General features: G+C 70.6%; 20 protein-coding genes and 1 pseudogene. 15 read left to right on the top strand and 6 right to left on the bottom strand.

Annotated elements, in window-relative coordinates; translation table 11 throughout:
• Positions 1–29 precede the first annotated feature (29 nt).
• Complete coding sequence (locus ACFVBH_RS10885) at positions 30–908, top strand: VOC family protein (protein WP_354986306.1); 879 nt, start codon at positions 30–32, stop codon at positions 906–908.
• 207 nt (positions 909–1,115) lie between these two features.
• Entirely contained in the window at positions 1,116–2,147 is a 1,032-nt protein-coding gene (locus ACFVBH_RS10880) for a zinc-binding dehydrogenase (protein ID WP_379001197.1), read from the top strand.
• Between the two features lie 158 nt (positions 2,148–2,305).
• On the opposite strand, the gene ACFVBH_RS10875 is transcribed toward ACFVBH_RS10880, so the two are convergent.
• Positions 2,306–2,683, bottom strand: coding sequence for a nitroreductase family deazaflavin-dependent oxidoreductase (locus tag ACFVBH_RS10875; protein WP_354986338.1), 378 nt, complete (start codon positions 2,681–2,683; stop codon positions 2,306–2,308).
• A gap of 327 nt (positions 2,684–3,010) precedes the next feature.
• Positions 3,011–4,066, bottom strand: a pseudogene (locus ACFVBH_RS10870) (NADH:flavin oxidoreductase/NADH oxidase family protein); the annotation flags it as partial.
• A gap of 117 nt (positions 4,067–4,183) precedes the next feature.
• Here ACFVBH_RS10870 and ACFVBH_RS10865 point away from each other — a divergent pair.
• Positions 4,184–4,762 (top strand): TetR/AcrR family transcriptional regulator, encoded by a 579-nt coding sequence (locus ACFVBH_RS10865; RefSeq protein ID WP_354986308.1) that lies wholly within the window; start codon positions 4,184–4,186, stop codon positions 4,760–4,762.
• A 73-nt stretch (positions 4,763–4,835) separates the two neighbouring features.
• On the opposite strand, the gene ACFVBH_RS10860 is transcribed toward ACFVBH_RS10865, so the two are convergent.
• A complete protein-coding gene (locus ACFVBH_RS10860) occupies positions 4,836–5,696 on the bottom strand; it encodes a ribokinase (RefSeq protein ID WP_379001196.1) in 861 nt (286 codons plus the stop codon).
• A 488-nt stretch (positions 5,697–6,184) separates the two neighbouring features.
• Between ACFVBH_RS10860 and ACFVBH_RS10855 the strand changes: the two genes are divergently transcribed.
• Both ACFVBH_RS10855 and ACFVBH_RS10850 read left to right on the top strand, forming a co-directional pair.
• The gene (locus ACFVBH_RS10855) at positions 6,185–6,901 is read left to right on the top strand and encodes a helix-turn-helix transcriptional regulator (RefSeq protein WP_379001195.1); all 717 of its coding nucleotides are present in this window, start codon (positions 6,185–6,187) and stop codon (positions 6,899–6,901) included.
• A gap of 53 nt (positions 6,902–6,954) precedes the next feature.
• The gene (locus tag ACFVBH_RS10850) at positions 6,955–7,365 is read left to right on the top strand and encodes a hypothetical protein (protein WP_379001194.1); all 411 of its coding nucleotides are present in this window, start codon (positions 6,955–6,957) and stop codon (positions 7,363–7,365) included.
• A 19-nt stretch (positions 7,366–7,384) separates the two neighbouring features.
• Here the strand turns inward: ACFVBH_RS10850 and ACFVBH_RS10845 are convergent, their stop codons facing one another.
• Both ACFVBH_RS10845 and ACFVBH_RS10840 read right to left on the bottom strand, forming a co-directional pair.
• Entirely contained in the window at positions 7,385–8,938 is a 1,554-nt protein-coding gene (locus ACFVBH_RS10845) for an MFS transporter (protein WP_379001193.1), read from the bottom strand.
• A 111-nt stretch (positions 8,939–9,049) separates the two neighbouring features.
• Entirely contained in the window at positions 9,050–11,110 is a 2,061-nt protein-coding gene (locus tag ACFVBH_RS10840) for a CocE/NonD family hydrolase (RefSeq protein ID WP_379001192.1), read from the bottom strand.
• A 116-nt stretch (positions 11,111–11,226) separates the two neighbouring features.
• Here ACFVBH_RS10840 and ACFVBH_RS10835 point away from each other — a divergent pair, with 116 nt between their 5' ends.
• From ACFVBH_RS10835 to ACFVBH_RS10815, 5 genes are all read left to right on the top strand, one after another.
• Positions 11,227–11,883, top strand: coding sequence for a TetR/AcrR family transcriptional regulator (locus ACFVBH_RS10835; protein ID WP_379001191.1), 657 nt, complete (start codon positions 11,227–11,229; stop codon positions 11,881–11,883).
• Between the two features lie 103 nt (positions 11,884–11,986).
• The gene (locus ACFVBH_RS10830) at positions 11,987–13,255 is read left to right on the top strand and encodes a glutamate-5-semialdehyde dehydrogenase (protein WP_379001190.1); all 1,269 of its coding nucleotides are present in this window, start codon (positions 11,987–11,989) and stop codon (positions 13,253–13,255) included.
• A gap of 27 nt (positions 13,256–13,282) precedes the next feature.
• Complete coding sequence (locus ACFVBH_RS10825) at positions 13,283–14,167, top strand: MoxR family ATPase (protein ID WP_354986316.1); 885 nt, start codon at positions 13,283–13,285, stop codon at positions 14,165–14,167.
• A 4-nt stretch (positions 14,168–14,171) separates the two neighbouring features.
• On the top strand, positions 14,172–15,674 hold the full coding sequence (locus tag ACFVBH_RS10820; RefSeq protein WP_354986317.1) for a VWA domain-containing protein: 1,503 nt from the start codon (positions 14,172–14,174) through the stop codon (positions 15,672–15,674).
• Positions 15,675–15,689: 15 nt separating this feature from the next.
• A complete protein-coding gene (locus ACFVBH_RS10815) occupies positions 15,690–16,022 on the top strand; it encodes an MmcQ/YjbR family DNA-binding protein (protein ID WP_354986318.1) in 333 nt (110 codons plus the stop codon).
• A 63-nt stretch (positions 16,023–16,085) separates the two neighbouring features.
• Here the strand turns inward: ACFVBH_RS10815 and ACFVBH_RS10810 are convergent, their stop codons facing one another.
• Entirely contained in the window at positions 16,086–16,862 is a 777-nt protein-coding gene (locus ACFVBH_RS10810) for an RNA ligase family protein (protein WP_379001189.1), read from the bottom strand.
• Positions 16,863–16,987: 125 nt separating this feature from the next.
• Here ACFVBH_RS10810 and ACFVBH_RS10805 point away from each other — a divergent pair, with 125 nt between their 5' ends.
• The 5 genes from ACFVBH_RS10805 (at position 16,988) to ACFVBH_RS10785 (ending at position 19,525) form a co-directional block, all read left to right on the top strand.
• On the top strand, positions 16,988–17,674 hold the full coding sequence (locus ACFVBH_RS10805; protein WP_354986320.1) for a hypothetical protein: 687 nt from the start codon (positions 16,988–16,990) through the stop codon (positions 17,672–17,674).
• A gap of 133 nt (positions 17,675–17,807) precedes the next feature.
• Complete coding sequence (locus tag ACFVBH_RS10800; protein ID WP_379001188.1) at positions 17,808–18,158, top strand: hypothetical protein; 351 nt, start codon at positions 17,808–17,810, stop codon at positions 18,156–18,158.
• Between the two features lie 146 nt (positions 18,159–18,304).
• The gene (locus ACFVBH_RS10795) at positions 18,305–18,472 is read left to right on the top strand and encodes a hypothetical protein (RefSeq protein ID WP_354986321.1); all 168 of its coding nucleotides are present in this window, start codon (positions 18,305–18,307) and stop codon (positions 18,470–18,472) included.
• A gap of 186 nt (positions 18,473–18,658) precedes the next feature.
• Positions 18,659–18,985 (top strand): hypothetical protein, encoded by a 327-nt coding sequence (locus ACFVBH_RS10790; protein WP_379001187.1) that lies wholly within the window; start codon positions 18,659–18,661, stop codon positions 18,983–18,985.
• Positions 18,986–19,012: 27 nt separating this feature from the next.
• The gene (locus tag ACFVBH_RS10785; RefSeq protein WP_379001186.1) at positions 19,013–19,525 is read left to right on the top strand and encodes a hypothetical protein; all 513 of its coding nucleotides are present in this window, start codon (positions 19,013–19,015) and stop codon (positions 19,523–19,525) included.
• Positions 19,526–19,535: the final 10 nt, after the last annotated feature.

Raw genomic sequence — 19,535 nt, 5'->3', positions numbered from 1 at the left:
GCTGTTCCCGAAATCGCTAGGAGTACAACATGGCAGCCTTCAGCTCCCTCGGCTACGTACGGGTGCGCATCGCCGACGTCGCGGCCTGGCGTGAATTCGCCTTCGACACCATCGGTTTCGCCGAGGGCTCGGGACCGAATCCGGAATCGGTGTACCTGCGCACCGACGAGCACACCTACCGGCTGGAACTGGTGCCGGGCGAGCGCGACGAAGTCATCGCCGTCGGCTGGCAGGTCGCCGACCGCCGTTCGCTGCAGCTGGTGCGCGAGACCCTGGACAAGGCCGGGGTCGCGGTCACCGCGCTGAGCGCCGAGGAAGCGGCGAACCGCCACGTCGAGGAGGCCGTCAGCTTCGTCGATCCGGCCGGGTTCACCGTCGAGGTCTTCCACGGCCCGCTGCTCGACCACAGCCCGGTGCTCACCCGCCACGGCGCGCGTTTCGTCAACGGCGATCTGGGCCTGGGGCACGTGGTGCTGCCGGTGCCCGACATCGAGGCCGCGCGCCAGTTCTACACCGAGGTACTGGATTTCAGCTCGCGCGGCTCGTTCCGCGTCGGCCCGCCCGCACATCCCATCTGGATTCGCTTCATGGGCGTCAACCCGCGCCACCACAGCCTCGCGCTCATTCCGGGCAGCCGCCCGGACGGGCCCGGCATCGTGCACATCATGGTCGAGGTGGACTCGCTGGACGACGTGGGCCGGGCGCTGGACCGGGTCACCAAGGCGGGTTACCACCTGTCCTCGACGCTGGGCAGGCACACCAACGACAAGATGATCTCCTTCTACGTCCGTACCCCCGGCAACTGGGACATCGAATTCGGTTGCGAGGGCATGCTGGTCGGCGACGACTACGTCGCCGAGGAGATGACCGCGGACAGCTACTGGGGTCACGAATGGGCCCGCGGCTGAACCTGTGACCCGGTCCGCCGTCCCGTGACGGCGGACCCCGAGCGCGCCGCGGTCAGAGCCTCGGCCCGTGCGCGCCCGCCTCGGAGCACCCCTGCCCACCTGCCGAGGAGCGTTGAAAGTTGTTCCAGTCCACATCATCCGGACCATCGCGCCGCGGTCTTCGCCCCGCGTCCGCGCGCCCGCCGACCGCCGTGGGAGGTGCGTGAGATGCGCGCGGTGGTCATGCGCGATCGCAAGCTCGTCGTCGACGAGGTCCCCGAACCGGTGCCGGGTCCCGGCCAGGTGCTGGTCGAGACCATCGCCTGCGGGATCTGCGGTTCGGACAAACAGGCCCTGGACTACACCGACGAATTTCTGCAGGCCTCGCGCGACAGCGGGGTGCCCACCTTCCTGTTCGACCCGCACCGGGATCTGGTCATGGGTCACGAACTCGCCGCCCGGGTCATCGGGGCGGGCCCGGACACCCCGTTCGTCGAGGGCCAGAACGTGGTCGCGCTGCCGTGGGCGCTGGACTCCGCCGGCGGTATCCACGGCGTCGGCTACTCCAACGACTTCCCGGGCGGGTACGGCGAGCGCATGGTGCTGCAGGCGATGGCGCTGGAACCGATTCCCGCCCATGTGCCGCCGCACGTCGCCGCACTGACCGAGCCGCTCGCGGTCGGGTTCGGCAACGTGGCGCGCACCGGCATCGGGCCGGACGGCAGCGGCATCGTGATCGGTTGCGGCCCTGTCGGATTGGGTGCGGTGGCGGCGCTGTCCGAACGGGGCGTCGCGCCCATCGTGGCCTCGGATCCATCGAAACTGCGCCGCGAGGCCGCCCTGCGGCTGGGCGCGCACCGGGTCGTCGATCCGGCCGTGGAGGATCCGGTGGAGGTGTGGCGGGACCAGGCCGCGCCCGGGCAGCAGCTGCACGTCTGGGTCTGCGCCGCCGTTCCGGGCCTGCTCAACGACCTCATGTACCGGGCGCCCCGCGAGACCCGGATCCTGCAGATCGGCGCGGTCATGACCGACGACGTCATCCGCCCGATCGTCGGCATCTACAAGGACATCTCGCTCGAGATGTGCATGGTCTACCCGCACGAGGAATACGCGCGGACCCTGCACCGCATCGCCGAGGGCACCGTCGACGCGGCCTCGCTCATCACCGGCGAGGTGGGCCTGGACGGGGTGGCGGGCGCGATCGAGGCGCTGCGCAACCCCGACGATCACATCCAGATTCTGGTGCGCCCCGGCCGCTGAGGGCGCGCGCCGCGCGATGCCGCTGTCGGCCCCGCGGTATGGCACCGCCCGCACCGCTGTATCGCGGTGCGGGCGATGATGATTCGCGAGACGGGCACGGCCGGTTGGCGCGGCGGGCCCGGCCGATTCGCCGGTCGGGTCGAGTTCGCCGGGCCGGATCAGTCGGTGAAGGTGATGCGTACCGTCACCGGGTTGGTCTCCAGGGCGGCGAAGACGCTGCGCGCGGCCGGGGCCAGCAGCGGATGCGGGGCGAAGGTGTGCGAGCGGGCCACCACGTCGTCGTCCGGGAGCAGGACGGCGGTGCCGGTGCGCCACCGATCGCCCTGGCGGACGCGGACTTCGGGGTTCGCGGAGATGTTGAGCCCCCAGCCCGAGCGCAGCCCGTGCTGGCAGATGGCCCACGCGCCCTCGGCGTCGAAGAGCATGGAGATCGGAACCCGGCGCGGCTCACCGGATTTACGGCCGATGGTCTCGATCTCCGAGGCCAGCGCGGTGCGCACGCCGATCCTGTCCAGGGCGCGCACGGCCGGATTCATGATGTACCGGCCCAGGGTGCGCTCGCGCCGGAACTTGCGGGCCGCGGGATCGGCGGCGGGCCGCGGGGCAGCCGACCGCTTGCTGCGGAAGGCGTCGAAACCGTTGCGCCGCACGATGAGAACGGCCGTCTTCCACGGCGAGCGCTCGGGATCGGGGTCGCTGCCCGCGCCGAGCAGATGCAATTGGTCGGTGTGCCACTGCAGATCGAGGGCGCCGTCGAAGGACTTCAGTGTGGGATTGGCCGCGAGCCGGGCGGGCAGGCCCAGCGAAATCGCCGGTGGCCGCAGCACTTCGGTGCCGTTGGTGAGCAGCTGTGCGGCGGCGTCCGGGAAGAGGATGGCGGGCCGGCCCAGGCCGATGAGGTCGCACTTACCCTCGGCCAGCGCCTCGGACATGGCCGTGCGGGAACGGAATCCGCCGGTCACGGCGATCGGGACCGTGCCCGCTGCCTGCCGCACGGATTCGGCGTACTCCAGGAAGTACGCCTCGCGGGCCCGGGTGCTGGCGGCCTTGGTCTGCGGGCGGTTCAGCATGGCCGGGGAATCGTAGGTGCCACCGCTGATCTCGATGAGATCCAGGCCCTCGGTGGAGAGCGCCTCGACGACCGCGCGCGATTCCTCCTCGGTGAAGCCGCCGCGCTGGAAGTCCGCGGAGTTGAGTTTGATGCCGAGCCCGAAGCCCGGGCCGACGGCCGCGCGGATGCTGCGCGCCACCTCGATCACGAATCGCCTGCGCCGCTCGGGGTCTCCGCCCCAGGCGTCGGTGCGCTGATTCGACAGCGGGGACAGGAACTGCGACACCAGGTAGCCGTGTGCGCCGTGAATCTGCACGCCGTCGAAGCCCGCGGCCTCGGCCACGCTCGCGGCGACGCCGAAACGCTCGATGATGTCCAGGATCTCGGCCTCGGTCAGCGCCCGCGGCGTGGGCGCGCCGGGAATGGCCATGGCGACGGCGGACGGTGCGACCGAGCGGTTCCGGGTCACCAGCGGATTGGCCTGGCGGCCGGGGTGATTGATCTGCACCCAGACCTTGCTGCCGCCGGCCTTGGCGATCTCGGCCCAGCGGGTCAGCGCCGCGAGATGCTGCTTGTTCTCGACCGCGACGTTGCCCGGCTCGCCCTGGTGGCGGCTGTCGACCATGACGTTGCCGGTGACGATGAGGCCGTAGCCGCCGGTGCTCCAGCGGGCGTACAGGCGCTCGAGCCGCTCGTCGGGCGCGAAGTCGGTATTGCCGAGGCCCTCGCTCAGCGCCGACTTCATCATGCGATTCGGCAGCACCTGCCCGCTGGCCAGCGGCAGCGGATCGGACAGGCCGGGGACCTCGGGGGCGGGGGCCGGCACGGTCCGCTCCGGCTTCGCTCTGCCGCGGGATGATGTCGCCATGACGGGTGCTCCGATTCATCGTCGAAGGGGATTGCGCCGGTCTACACTCGAGTAGACCAATCGGTATATCGAAACGGTAGTACACCGATCGGTATACAGCAAGGAAGGGAATCGACCATGGGAGCGCGCGACCGCCTCATCGACAGCGCCATCGCACTCATGCGCTGCAAGGGCATCGCCGGAACCGGAATCGCCCAGCTCCTCGAGCACAGCGGCATCTCGCGCCGCTCGGTCTACCTGAACTTCCCCGGCGGGAAGTCCGAACTGGTCGCCGAGGCGACCCGGACCGCCGGCCAGGCGTCGAGCGCGCTGATGCGGACCGTCACCGCGGGCGCCGACCTGGCGACCGTCATCGCGGCGTTCCCGGCGATGTGGCGGGAGGCGCTGGTCTCGAGCGATTTCACCGCGGGCTGCCCGATCGTCGCCGCGGCGCTGGGCCGCGCCGAATCGCCCGAGGCGGCCGATGTCGCGGGGGAGACCTTCACCGAGTGGGAGGGCATCCTCGCCGATCGGCTGGAAGCCGAGCAGGTGGCGCCGGAGACCGCGCGCACCCTGGCCACCACGATCGTCGCCGCGATCGAGGGCGCGGTGATCGTCTCCCTGGCCACGCGCACCACCGCGCCGCTCGAGCGGGTGGGCAAGCAACTGGCGGAACTGGTCGCGCTGCATACGGGAAAGGCTCCGGCGGCGGCGTGAGATATCCGGCCCGTGCGCGCACGGACACCCCGACGGCGGCGAATTCCGCCGAGTAGAGGGGATTGTTGCACGATCAGGCCGGGCCCAGCACCCGTTCGATCTCGGCCAACTCCGGAATGGCCACGCTCGCCCCCAGTTTCGTGGTCGCGAGCGCTCCCGCCGCGCACGCCCACCGCATGGCGGCCTCGGGCCCCTCGTGCCAGTGCGCCGCGAGCACACCGGCGAAGGTGTCCCCGGCCCCGGTCGTGTCGATCACCTCCACCTCGATTCCCGCCCGCGGGATCTTGCGGCCGTCGAGCCCGCGATACACCGCGCCCGCCGCCCCCAGCGTGGTGATCACGTGCGGCACCACGTCCAGCGCCGCACCGAATTCGGCGGCCTCGCCCTCGTTGACCACCGCGATGTCGACCGCCGCCCACAGTCGCTCGGAAAGCTCTTGCACCGGTGAGGGATTCAGCACGACCGTCACCCCGTTGGCTCGCGCGTGCTCCGCGGCCGCGAGCACCGTCGGCACCGGAATCTCCAACTGGCACAGCAGCACGTCGGCCCCCGCGATGACCCCGAGGTCCGCCGAGCTCAACTCGGTCATGCGCGAATTCGCCCCGCCCACAACGATGATGCTGTTCTCGCCACCCCCGTCGACCACGATCGCCGCGACCCCGCTGGCCCCCTCGACCCGCCGCAGTCGCGAAACACCCACGCCCGCGGCGCCGAGCACCCCCGCCAGCTCACCCGCGAACACGTCGTCCCCCACGGCCCCCACGAACTCCACCTCGCCCCCGCCCCGCCGGGCGGCGATCGCCTGGTTGGATCCCTTCCCGCCCGGCACCAGCGCGAACGATTCCCCGCTGATGGTCTCCCCGGGCTCGGGCCGCCGCCCCACGGTGGTAACCAGATCCATATTGATGCTGCCCACCACCACGATCCGCGCCATCCCCGCACCCTAGACGAGCCCCCGCCGCCCCCGCACACGCCGCGCGCTCCCGCCCGAATATCGCCGGGTTCCCGGGCCCGCGGCACCTCCCGCGCCCGCCCGCAAAGCTTCTGGCCGCCGCAGTCCGAGGGTTTGTGACGACCGCGTCTTTGTGTCGCCGATGGATTCGTGCAGCGACTCCTCGTGCCCGGCCCGGCGAGCCCGCCTGGCTCGCGGCCGCCGCTGTCCCGCGGCCGTGCCGTCCGCATCGTCGCGTCGCCGATTGCTCTCGCGCCGCAGGGATCAGCACGCGTCGGCTGAGCTTCCGGCCGTTCGGGTCGCAGGCTGCGGGCGAGTCATGAGACCGGCGTCCGTGGCGGTTCTTCCCGTGTTCGAGTGAGGGGGGATGGCGACTATCGCCGTGCGAATGGGATGACCCGACCGGTCTTTCGGCCGGTCGAGTCCGGTTTGCCCGGAGTTGTGTCGTACCCCCGCGTGAGAATGCGGGGGTGACCAAGACCGAGCGGCTCTACGCGCTGGCCGAGGAACTGCGGGCGTACAGCCCGCGGCCGCGGAGCGCGCGGCAGTTGGCGGGGCGGCTGGAGGTGACGCCGCGGACCATCGTGCGCGATATCGCGGCGTTGCAGCAGTCCGGGGTTCCGGTGCGGACGGTGCCGGGGCGCAACGGGGGCTACGCGCTGGACCGGGGGCGCACGCTCGCGCCGGTGTCGCTGACAGCGACCGAGGCGACCGCGCTGCTGGTGGCGCTGCCGACACTGGCCGGCACGCCGTTCGCGCCCGCCGCGCGGTCGGCCGTGCACAAGGTGCTGGGCGTGCTGACCGAGGGCGATCGGTCGGCCGCGGCCGAGCTCAGCGCTCGAATCCGCCTGTTGCCCGGGGAATCCGCCACCGCGCCGCCGCAGGTGCTGGAGGCGCTGATCGGCCGCCGGGTGCTGCGGCTGGCGTACACCGACCGTGACGGCGTCACCAGCGCGCGGCTGGTGGAACCGCTCGGCCTGATCGTGGGCGCGCACTGGTATCTGTCGGCGTGGTGCCTGCTGCGCGGGGCCATTCGCGGCTTCCGGCTCGATCGCGTGGTGTCCGCCGAAGTGCTGCCGGATCGCGTGCCGGACAGGGGAATCGACCTGTCGCTCATCTCGACCGGCGACGGCAAGCTCATCGATGTGGCGGCGATCACGGACATACCGTTGTCGCGCAAGGACTGAATGCTCGGTGGTGAGCCCGCGGACGCGAGTTCCACGACCACACGGGAGCAGTCATGACCGCAGTATCGACCGAGATCACCACCGCCGACGCCTTCGCCGCCGCCTGGACCGAGATGTGGAACGGCGCACCGGAACTGGTGAACACCCTGTGCGGCGGCGACTTCCGCATCGCCTTCGGCAAGGACGCGGGCGACGGCACGCATCCCGCCGACGAACTGCGCGGCCCGGCGGAGTTCGCGGAGTTCTTGCGCGAGTACCTGGGTTCGCGCGCGGGGATCCGATTCGCGATCGACGGCTCGGCGGTGGGAACGTTCTCCGCCGCCGGCCCGAGCGCCTTCGCCTGCCGCTGGTTCGCCGAGCTCCCGGACGGCAACGCCCGCAGCGGAATCGACTTCTTCGAAACCCGCGACGGCAAACTCACCCGGGTCTGGTCCGTGACCGGCGAACGCCGCTTCCCGTTCTGATCCGGCGCACGTCCCGGCGCTAACTCGGCCCGTCGCCCGGACCGTGCGCGGCCACCCGCCGGTCCGGTTCCAGCGGCGGGGCCGCGACCGTCGAGAAGGTCCGGCACTCCGGCGCGGCGGAGGCGGGGGCGGCGCGCAGGGCATTGTCGTCGACGGTCAGCACGGTGAGCACGGCCGCGACGACCATGAGTGCGACACAGGTCAGGATGGCGATCCGGAAGCCGTGCTCGAACTTGCCCGGATTGGTGTAGGCGTCGCCGGTGAGCCCGGCCAGCGGCGGAATGGCCGCCACCGCAAGCAATCCGGCCGCCCGGGCCACGGCGTTGTTGACCCCGCTGGCCACGCCCGCGTGCCGTTCGTCGGCGCTGGCCAGCACGGTCGCGGTCAGCGGCGCGACGGCCAGGGTCAGTCCGATGCCGAACACGATGGCGGCGGGCAGCACCACCCCGGTATAGGAGGTGTGCTCGCTGACCCGCGTCATCATGAGCATGCCCGCGGCCGCGAGCAGCACGCCGCCCGCGATCGGCCACCGGGGCCCGACCCGCTGCGCGAGCGCGCCCGACCGCGCCGAGAACAGCAGCATGAGCACGGTGCTGGGCAGCAGGGCGGTGCCGGCCGCGATCGGGCTGAAGCCCGCCACCACCTGCAGGGTCAGCACCAGCAGGAAGAACACCACGCCCATCGCGCCGTACATGACGAAGGTGACGGCGTTGATGGCCGTGAACTGCCGCGAGGCGAAGACGTCGGTGGGCACCATGGGCGCGGGGGTGTGCGGCACGGCATCGCCGGCCTCGGCGAGCGCGCGCGCCGAGCGCCGCCGCTCCACGATCACGAACGCGACGCCGGCGAGCGCGCCGGCCACCGCGCACCCGGCCACGATCGCCCGGTTCGCGCCCGCTTCGGCGACCGTGGTCAAGGCGTAGGTGATGCCCGCCAGACTCAGCGCGGCCAGCGTCGCGCCCAGGATGTCGAACTTGCCGCGCGCCTGCGCGTCATGGGTTTCGGGCACGTGCCGCGCCGCGACGGCGATGACCACCAGCGCCAGCGGCACGTTCAGCAGGAACACCCAGCGCCAGCCCGCGTACTCCACCAGCCACCCGCCCACGAACGGCCCGATCGCCCCGGCCACCCCGCCGAGTCCGGACCAGGCTCCCACCGCGCGCGCTCGATCCTGCGGCACGAACGACGCCTGAATGATGGCCAGCGAACCCGGCGTAAGCAGTGCCCCGCCCACCCCCTGCAGGGCGCGCGCGGCGATGAGCATCGAAATATCCTGCGCCGCACCGCACAGCGCCGAGGCCAGCGCGAACCACACCACCCCGATGATGAACACGCGCCGCCGCCCGTACCGATCCCCGAGCGCCCCGCCCAGCAGAATCAGCCCGGCCAGGGTCAGCGCGTAGGCGTTCACGGTCCACTGGAGTCCGGCCATGGACGCCCCGAACTCGTCGGCGATCCGCGGCAGCGCCACGTTCACCACGGTCGCGTCCAACATCGCCATCCCCGACCCCAGGACGGTGGACAGCAGCACCCAACGCCCGGCGGCCGAGGACAGCCGAATGCTCGCGGTCATGCGCCCACGGTAGCCCGCACGGCTCGGACTCCCGGCCCGATTCGCACCCGGGCGCGTTGTCTGGGATGCCGGGATCGCCGGCCCGGGCCGAGGCGGCGTCTGCTGGTGGCCCTACAGCGGCCGGTCGGTGGGGATGTTGATCCAGCTCGGGGACTCGGGGTCCAGCACCAGATGCTGTGGGCGCAGCTGGGATTCGATCAGCAGCGCGGGAATCAGCATGCCCTTGGGGAAGTTCGAGGCGAAGACGTCCACGCGCAGGCGGTGGCCGGGCTGGAGCACCGCGTCGGTCGCGGCCAGGGCGATGTCCAGGGTGGTGGGCTCACCGGGAACGATCGGCTGCCGAGTTTCCAATGTCAGATGGTGGTAGGGGTCGGTGTAGTCGCCGTTCGCGGAGCGCTCGCTCTTGTCCTCGTCGATCGCCCGCAGCGAGGACACCAGCTGACCCGAGGTCAGCACGGTGGACTGCCCGTCGGGCGCGACGTCGTTGACGGTGACGGTCCAGTACCCGTCGGTGGCGTCCAGCACCGTGTTCAGGTGCACCGCAACGGGTCCGGATATCCGGGTGGGTTCGGCCACGGGAGTTCCGGTGAAGGTGAGCGCGGCGGTCTCGGCGATCCGGGAATCCTTGGCGCAGGCGTCGATGAGCGAGAGCACGCCCGCGGTGATCTGGGCGGCGTCCCGTGAGCACAGGGTGGACAGTCCCGGCGCGACGGTGAGAGTCGCCGGACCGGGTACGTCCGCGCTCAGCGAACCGTCGTGCACGACCGGTCCCGTTGTGCCGCTGGGATTCGCGGACAGATACACGCGCCGGTGCTCGGCCGCGGCGGCCGGGTATTCGCCGCCGCTGACCCAGCCCGCGCCCTGCTGATACACGGTCGTCGGGCCGAACCGATCGATCCCGTTGTCGATGCCCTTGAGCCACCTGTCGAACCATGCGCGCTGCAGCACGTCCAGCCGCGGCGGCGCACCGGGCGTGCCCAGTCCGGACCCGGCGGTGACGTGGTACCAGTCACCCATGAGCAGCTGTTTCTGCCCGGGCGGCAACGGGATGTCGCGGTAGATCTGCGGCTCGCTGTAGGCGAAGATGTCGTGCCAGCCGCCGACCACGAACGTGGGAACGCGAATGTTCTCCGGCCGGGCGAACAGCCCGCTGCGGAAAGCGCCGTCGGGGTTCAGGAACTCGCGCAGGTGCGGTGGAATCGCATCCACGCTCGGTACGAACAGCGCCTGAATCATCAAGTCCAGGTAGGTGACCGGACTGGCGACCCGGTCCGCGAGCCACTTCCAGTCGAAGCGGCCCTGCACCACCGAGGCGAGATCGGGCAGCAGCTTCGACGCGTCGATCGCGCCGACCCAGAACGGCAGGAATCCCACTCCCACACCGCCGCCGGGCGCCGCGGTATCGCGTACCAGATCCGAACCCGGCACCACCGGGAAGATCGCTTTCAGAGCCGCGGGCTGCTTGCCCGCGGCCTGCACCTGATTGATGGCGGAGTAGGACACCCCGGTCATGCCGATCGAGCCGTTCGACCACGGCTGGTTCGCCGCCCAATCGATGACCTCGAGGGTGTCCTGCTGCTCGCGTGCGCCGAATGCCTCCCAGATGCCCTGGGAGAAACCGGTTCCGCGCACATCGACCACGACCTGCGTGTAGCCGCTCTGCAGCATTTTGCGATCCACCGCGAAGTTGCGCAGCAGCCCGCCGGACAGCGTCCGCACCAGATCACCCGCCCCCGACACCGGCGTGCCGTTCAGATCGAACAGATCGAATCGGTTCATCAGGGTGACGAGGGAGTCGTAGAGCACCGGCACCGACATGGCCGAATCCCCGAGCATCGACGCGAGTTTCGTATAGGGGGTGAGGTTCACGAGGGTCGGCGTCGGCGTCTCGACGATGCGCCCGCCGGCGTCCATGGGGCGATAGACGTTGGCCTTCAACACCGTTCCGTCGCTCATGGTCACCGGCACGTCCCAGTCGATGTGCACGCCGGGGTAGAGCGGCGCCTGCTCGTAGGTCGCGTTCCATTCGGGCGCCCCCGCGACGGGATCGACCCCCTCCGCCGTCGACACGGGCGTCGCGAGCGCGCCCGCCACCGTCGCGGCCACCGCCGCCACGGCCAGCCGCAGCGCGGCGCCGCTGAATCTCCTCATGACGTTGATCTGCCCCTTCATCACTGTTCCCCGGCCGCCGTGCCCCTGCCGACCGGATAGAAACTGTTGCGTACCCAACTGTCGGGGCTCACTGTAACCCGCGTCACTCACCCGGACAAGGCCGATAGGCTGCACGCATGGCAATCGCATCGCAGGTGTCGCGGGAGCGGCTGCGGCCCGGGCCGAGTGCGCTCACCCGAGAGGAAGTGCTGGCCTCCCAGCAGGGCCGTCTCGGTATGGCGGTCCTGCACGCGGTCGCCGAATCGGGCTATCTCGCCACCACGGTCGCCGATATCACCAAGCGCGCGCAGGTCTCACGGCGCACCTTCTACGAGCTGTTCACCGGCAAAGAGGAGTGCTTCGCCTACGCATTCGACACCGCGATGGACATCCTGCACCAGCAGCTGGGCGCGGTTCTCGAGCCGCACGCGCAGGCGGATTGGCAACTGCTGGTGCGTCGTTCGCTCGAGTCCTACCTGGCGATCCTCGCCGCCGAACCGGCCGCCGCGCGGGCCCTGCACGTCGAGGCCCTGGCCGCCGGGCCCGCCTTCGCCCAGCGCCGAGCGCGCATGAAGAAGATCTTCGCCGACCGCATGATTCGAGCCCACGCGCTGGGCGTGGACCGCGGCGAACTCGCCGGCGCGCCCTCGCCCGGCGTGGTGGACCTGCTCATCGGCGGCATCGAGGACCGCATTCGCGATTGCCTGGAGACCGACGGTCCCGAGCGGCTGCCGGACCTGGCGGCGGATCTCAGCATCGCGGCCGTCGCGCTGTTGCGGGCTCCCGCGCGGTAGGGCGGCCCCGGCGTCCGGTCGCGGTGCGACGGCGACCGCCGACCGCGGCGGTCCCGCCCAACTCGGCGAAAGCGCCGGACGAGCCGGTCGTTAGGCTGTACCCATGACAGCTTCGACCGCCACCGAACTGGACAACGTCCGCGAGGCGGTGCACGCCGCGGCGCGCCGGGCTCGGGTGGCCTCGCGCACGCTCGCCCAGCTCACCACCGCGCAGAAGGACACCGCGCTGCACGCCGCGGCCGACGCGCTGCTCGCGGCCAAGGATCGCCTGCTCATCGCCAACGGTGAGGACATCGAGATCGCCGCGGCCGGGGGCACCCCGGAGGCGCAGCTCGATCGCCTGCGGCTGACCGCCCCGCGCATCGACGGCATCGCCTCGGGCCTGCGGCAGGTGGCCGGGCTGCCCGATCCGGTCGGCGACGTGGTGCGCGGTTCGACGCTGCCGAACGGCCTCGAGATCCGTCAGGTCCGCGTCCCGCTGGGCGTGGTCGGCATGGTCTACGAGGCGCGGCCGAACGTGACCGTCGACGCCTTCGGGCTCACCCTCAAATCCGGCAACGCGGCGCTGCTGCGCGGTTCGTCCTCGGCGGTGCGCTCGAATGCCGCACTGGTCGAGGTGTTGCGCGAAGCGCTCGGCGCGCAAGGGCTCCCGGCCGACGCGGTGCAGCTGCTGCCCGCCGACGACCGGTCCAGCGTCACCCATCTGATCCAGGCCCGCGGGCTCGTGGACGTGGTCATTCCGCGCGGCGGCGCCGGGCTCATCAACGCCGTCGTGCGCGACGCGCTGGTGCCGACCATCGAGACCGGCACCGGCAACTGCCATGTCTTCGTGCATCGCGACGCCGACCTGGACATGGCCGAGAGCATCCTGCTCAACGCCAAGACCCGCCGCCCGAGCGTGTGCAACACCGCCGAGACCGTGCTGATCGACGCCGCCGTCGCCGACACCGCGGTACCCCGGCTGCGCGCGGCGCTCGAGGGCGCGGGCGTCACCATCCACGGGGATCTGCCGGGGCTGGTACCGGCCACCGACACCGACTGGGCCGACGAATACCTCTCGCTGGACATCGCGCTGAAGGTCGTCGACGACCTGGACGCGGCCGTCGAGCACATCAACCACTGGGGCACCGGCCACACCGAGGCCATCGTCACCGCGGACCTCCGGGCCGCCCGCGCGTTCACCACGCGGGTGGACGCCGCCGCGGTCATGGTCAACGCCTCCACCGCCTTCACCGACGGCGAGCAGTTCGGCTTCGGCGCGGAGATCGGCATCTCCACCCAGAAGCTGCACGCCCGCGGCCCCATGGGCCTGCCGGAACTGACCTCCACCAAGTGGATCGTGTGGGGCGACGGCCAGATCCGGCCCGTCTAAACGCTTTTCGAAGAAAGGGCAGCACCCGTGGCTCCTTCAGCAGCACCGATTCAGGAGCCGATCTTCTCGTCGGTCGACGATGTGATCGAGCGCCTGGCCGGCACCGGCTATCTCGCCGACAAGGCCACCGCCACGTCGGTCTTCCTGGCCGACCGGCTCGGCAAGCCCCTGCTCATCGAGGGTCCGGCCGGCGTCGGCAAGACCGAGCTGTCCAAGGCCGTCGCCCAGGTCGCGGGCGCGGAACTGGTGCGCCTGCAGTGCTACGAGGGGGTGGACGAGGCCCGCGCGCTGTACGAGTGGAACCACGCCAAGCAGATCCTGCGCATTCAGGCGTCTTCGGAGAACGATTGGGCGGAAACGAAATCCGACGTCTTCACCGAGGAGTTCCTGCTCTCGCGCCCGCTGCTGACCGCCATCCGGCGCAGCGATCCGACCGTGCTGCTCATCGACGAGACCGATAAGGCCGACGTCGAGATCGAAGGCCTGCTGCTCGAGATCCTGAGCGACTTCTCGGTCACCGTGCCGGAATTGGGCACGATCACCGCGACCCGCAAGCCGTTCGTGGTGCTCACCTCCAACGCCACCCGCGAGCTGTCCGAAGCGCTCAAGCGCCGCTGCTTGTACCTGCACATCGACTTCCCGGACGAGGATCTCGAGCGCCGGATCCTGGCCAGCCGGGTGCCCGAGCTGAAGCCCGCGGTGGCGGCCCAGCTGGTGCGCGTGGTGCACGTGCTGCGCGGCATGCAACTCAAGAAGCTGCCCTCGGTGGCCGAGACAATCGACTGGGCGCGCACGCTGATCGCGCTGGGCGCAAAGGATCTCGACGACAAGACCGTGCGCGCCACGCTCGGCGTGGTGCTCAAGCATCAGGCCGATCACCTGCGCGCGCAGTCCGAGCTGAAGCTGGCCTGAGGCCATGAGCGGCGGTTCCACCTCGCCCCGGGGCTTCGTCTCCGCGGCCGTGCGCGCGGTCACCGGCGGTGGCGCGCCCGCGCCGCGACCGGTCGCCGCGGTGCCCGGCCCCACGGCCGAGCACGGGTTCTCCGGGCACCTGGTGGGTTTCGTGGAAGCCTTGCGCGCCAGGGGAATCCCGGTCGGGCCGTCCGAAACGGTGGACGCCGCACAGGTGATCACCGTGCTGGACCTGATGGATCGGGAGGTGCTGCGCGAGGGCCTGGCCTGCGCGCTGTTGCGCCGGACCACCCAGCGCGCCACCTACGACGGACTCTTCGACCTGTGGTTCCCGGCCGCGCTGGGGGAGCGCATCGGGGCCGCCGAGGTCGAAATCCCCTACAAGCCCGACGGTTCGGTGAACATCATCGAGCTGCGGCAGATGCTGGCCGAGCTGCTCCTGCAGGAGCCCTCGCCCGAACAGGAGCAGCAACTCCAGGCGCTGGCCGCGCAGATGGTCGAGCAGATGGGGCAGTATCAGGCCGCGGGCGGGCCGTCCTTCTCCAGTTACCAGACGCTCAAGGATCTGCAGCCCGAACTGCTGGTCGCCAAGCTGCTGGCCGGGCTCGCGGCCGGAATGGACAACTCCGACTTCGACACCGAGGTCGCCCGCCGCACCGCGCGTCAGCGCATCAAGTCGTTCCGGGGCACCGTGGAGGCCGAGACCCGTCGCCGGGTCGCCGAGCGCATCGGCCGGGAACGGGTCGCGAACTACGGCGTGGCCCGCCAGGCCGAGGACGCGGACTTCCTGCGCATCTCCCAGAACGAGCTCGACGATCTACGCCGCAGCAGTCAGCGGCTGGCACGAATCCTGGCCTCCCGCTTGGCTTCCCGGCGGCGCAAGGCGCGGCGCGGGGAGATCGATCTGCGCAAGACGCTGCGCAAGTCCATGTCCACCGGTGGGGTGCCGGTCAACCTGGTGACGCGCAAGCCGCGGCCGGGCCGGCCGGATCTCATTCTGATCTGCGACATCTCGGGTTCGGTCGCGGGGTTCTCCAGCTTCACCATGGTGCTTGTCAACGCATTGCGCGAACAGTTCTCGCGGGTGCGGATTTTCGCCTTCGTGGATCGGGTCGACGAGGTGACCCAGCTGTTCGACGCCACCACCCCACTGGACCAGATCACCCGCCGCATCTTCACCGAGGCGAAGGTCGTCGGCATCGAGGGGCACTCCGACTACGGTTCCGCCCTGGAGGGTTTCGCCGAGCAGTTCCCCGACGCGGTCACCAGCCGCACCTCGCTGCTGATCCTGGGCGACGCCCGCACCAACTACCGTGATCCGGCCCTGGACACCCTGCGTCAGCTGGTCGGCGTCGCCAAGCACGCGTACTGGCTCAACCCCGAGGCCGAGAAGATGTGGGGCACCGGGGATTCGGCGGCCAAGAAGTACGCCGAGATCATCGAGATGCACGAATGCCGTTCGGCTCGGCAGCTGACCGCGGTTGTCGGGCGGTTGCTGCCCATCTGATTCGAGGAGCGCGCCATGGATGTACTCGCCTACTGCCTGGCCAAACCCGGTGCGTGGCAGGACGAACCGTGGGAGGGCGATATCGTCGCGAAGGTCGGCGACAAGATCTTCGCCTTCCTCGGCAACGGTGACGCGATCGGTCTGCAGTGCGGGACGCGGGCCGAGGCGGACGAGCTGATCGCGGTGTACCCCGAGGACGTGTCGGTGTCGGCCTACATCGGGCGGTACGGCTGGAACAGCATCAAACTCGGCGGGAAGATTCCCGAGGACGAGCTGCGGGAACTGATCGATGGATCGTACGAGACCATCGTCGCCAAGCTGCCGAAAGCCAAGCGGCCCCGGGTATGAGACGGGCCCGCGCCGCGCGGAACGCTCCGCACGGCACGGGCCGCTCGTGGTCGTGTCGGGGAGCTACCGGGCCGAGCGCCGTCGGCGCAGGGTGCGCTCGTAATCCTCGAAGCGGGCCTTGGCGATCACGGACCGGTCGGGGGTGCGCAGCACGATCCCTTCGGGCCGACCGCCCGCCTTCTCGTCCAGGCCGCACCGGGTTTCGGGCAGGTGCTCGGTGAGGAAGTCGCGGGTCGCGCCGAGCTCCCGGGGCAGGTCCGCACCGTCGAGGGTGAACAGGCGCGGGGTCGGCTCGACCCCGGCTCGCGTCGCGGCCGCGCGCAATTCGGCCTCGCCGACGAACGACTGGCCACCGGCCTCGCGCCAGGCCGAGATCTCCTTGACCGGGCGCGCGAACAGCTCGGCGTGACCCGGCAGCACGGCCACGTCGAACAGCCGGTAGCCGACCGTCAGATTTCCCGTGTACTGCTTGCTCGCCGCGGTCACCTTGCCGCCGTAGGTTTCCAGGAAGTACACGCGCACGGTGTCGTCCGGGGCCGCCAGCGCGTCGGCCACCCCGCGCAGGGCAGCCACGATGCCCTGCGCGGGATTGCCGATCAGATCACCCTTGGCGCACAGCAGTTCCTCCCGGCTGCCGAGCAGCCAGGTGCCGTCGGGCAGGCAGATGATCCGCGAGTTGCTGCCGTCGACCTTCTCGGTTCCGATGACGGGCCCGGAGAACTCGGTGACGGCGTCGGTCAGGGCCCCGCGCTCCCCGAGCCGGTGATAGGTCGGGATCGACGGGTACTTGGTCGCGCTGTTGATCACCTCTAGGTCTGCCGTGCGCAGCTCGAACGTCATCGCCGTATCGTGCGGGCCGCCCGGACCGGCTGTCCACTCATTTCGGGCACGCCGAATCGGGCCATCACGGCATTTGTCATGAGAGTGTTGACCCCGTTGACTTTTCGACGGAAAGATCCCACCGCATGAGCCCCTACCCGTCCCCGCCCGCTCCGCCGAGCCCGAGCAGTCCGCTGCTGCCGCCCGGCCTGGGTTCCGGACAGCCGACGCCCCCCTCGTCGACGACCAAGCTGCGCACGGCGCTCGCCGCGGCTGTCCTGGCGTTCGTGAGCCTGCTCGGCATTCTGCTCGGCATCGTCGCGATCGAGTCCAATGACGATGCCGCGGTCGCGGCCCCCACGTCCACCACGACGGTGGCGAGCCTGCCGCTGCCGGTGGTCGTCCCCGTGCCCACCACCGAGGCGCCCGCCGGCTTCCCCGGCTGGAACGAGGTCTACGCCGACCGGGCGCTCAGCATTCCCGCCGCGACGACCGCCTGCGCCCAGTCCGGCGTCGACTTCGACCTGCCCGCCGGCCAGCCTACGACCACCCGCGACACCGATCTGACCGTAAAGATCGGCTGCGGCGGCGCCCTGACGACCGGCGCGGGCCAGGCCCTCGGCCTGTCGGTGTCCGGCGCGACCCCCGAAGGCTGCCGCACCGACGCCTTGGAACAGCCGATGCCGAAGTCGACTGCCCTCCTCCCCGTCGGAGCCGAGTACTGCGCGATCACGAGCAAGAACGCCGTGGTCTATTTCCGAGTGACCGCCGATGTCCCCGACGACACCCAACTCCGGGAGCTCACCGCCACCCTCTGGACCCGCGAGCCCTGAGACCGCACCACGTCGTGGATCATCACCCGGAGCGGTCGGACCTCGAAAGTAGGCTGTAGGCAGAGAGCGGCTGCGATTTTTCCGGTTTCCGTCGGGCGTGTGGCTCGGGGTGCTCGCGGACGGAACGCTGTGGATGGGCACCAGCGGACCCCTGAGCCGGGTCCATGATGAACGGCCACTCGCGCTGCTACCGCTGGTGAGCTTCGACCGTGACCGGGTCCTCGCCCAGATCGAGCAGCCTCTGCACGGTTCGAGGCACGCCGATCGGATTGTCGGTGAAGTCCTTGCCCCCGCGGCGATGCTGCGCATGGCGACCTACACACAGAGCGTCTATTGGGCGGAACTGGCGCTGCGATGGGTCGAGTCGAGCTCGGTCTCGGATGCGGAGTGGGACGAGTTGCTGTCGCTCCTGGAACAGCCGTGGATCACCCGTCACGTCAGATCTCGCGCCCTGAGGCAACTGAAGCGATGCGATGCCGATTGACCATTCACTCCCACCGCGGGTGCTGACCGGGTGGTCTTGTCGGACCCCGAAAGTACGATGTAGGAAGCAGATTCGAGCTGGACCACCGCTCCGGTGCGGGTGCCTCCGCATCGCCGCGGTGTGCCGCCCCGGCGAAGGAGTCCACGATGACAGGCTGGTTCCGGCCCGCAGCCCTCTCACTCGGCCTGGCGGTCTTCGCCGGTGCTCTGCTGCTGGACAATTGGGCTCCCGCGCGGGCGGCCTGGTACGTCGCGGGCTGGCTGGTGGTGACGGTGGCTATCTTCTTCGGGGAGTATCGGCGTCAGAAGGTCTGAGCCTGTGGCGCGTGCGTGCGTGCGGCTCGCGACCGAGGTGCGCGAATCCGCTGACGGGCTTGGGTATCGGGCCGTTGTGCCGCGTCGAAAATGGTTCGACGCACCGGCTCCCGCGTTCGTACCCTGCGGCCGTGTGCATTTATCTGAACACCTCCCACCGGGTGTGCCTGGACTGTCGGGTGTCTCATGGGCACCCTGCTGCTGGTCGAGCGAGCGATGGTCAAGCTGCCGGCGTCCCGGTCGTCGGCGCGGTGCCCGCGGTGTCGTCGCGGGATGATCGACGCCGGTTCGCATCTCGCGGTGCCGCGTAAGCTCGACGGGGCCGGGTGGCGGGTGCTCACGACGGTGCTCGGCTCCGGGCTGACCTTTCACGGCGGATGCTGTGGTCAGGGTCCCGGGTATCGCCCGCGGACCCTGTTCGAGGTCCGGGAGCGGCTGAATCTGGCCGAGCGGCGGGGGATTCCGGTCGCCGTGGCGTTGGCGATGGGGGACACAGCCGTCGCCGGCTCGTAATCGAGACTTTCCAAGGGGGCGGAAGTTGTGGCAGCAGAACTCGATTCGGAGAAGCGACGCGTATTCACTCGACCGGACGGCGTCCCGCGCGACCCGCTCGCGCTACTGGTCGTACACCCCGCGATCGCCCCGCCGGAGTACGCGACCCGGCTACGCCACTTGATCTCGGCGGCCCTGACGGTCACGGACTCCACCGATGATCTCCCCGGCCTGGACCCACTACCCCCGTGGTTCACACGCTTCGACGAGGTCGCCTACGCGGCCAACCGCCGCTACTCCGAGGCCCGGGCCGAGGAACCCTGGACGATCCGGGAGTGGGTCGGCTGCTTCGCCCCGCCCCGCCGCCAATGGTCGTGGTGGGATCTGACGCTCCGCACGGACGGAACCGTCGCGGTCTGGGCCGACACCCTCGGCGCGCCCCACCCGGCCTGCGAGGAACTCTGGTGGGCGCTCTACGTCTCCGGGGCCCGGGCGGTCGACCCACTGACCCTCGAGGAGGTCCCCGCATGGCAGGCCGAGGCTCGCGGCCCGAATCCGTAGGGGCGCTTGC

This window comes from Nocardia sp. NPDC057668 (assembly GCF_042799795.1).
Lineage (GTDB): Bacteria > Actinomycetota > Actinomycetes > Mycobacteriales > Mycobacteriaceae > Nocardia.
This window is presented reverse-complemented; position numbering and strand designations above follow the sequence as displayed.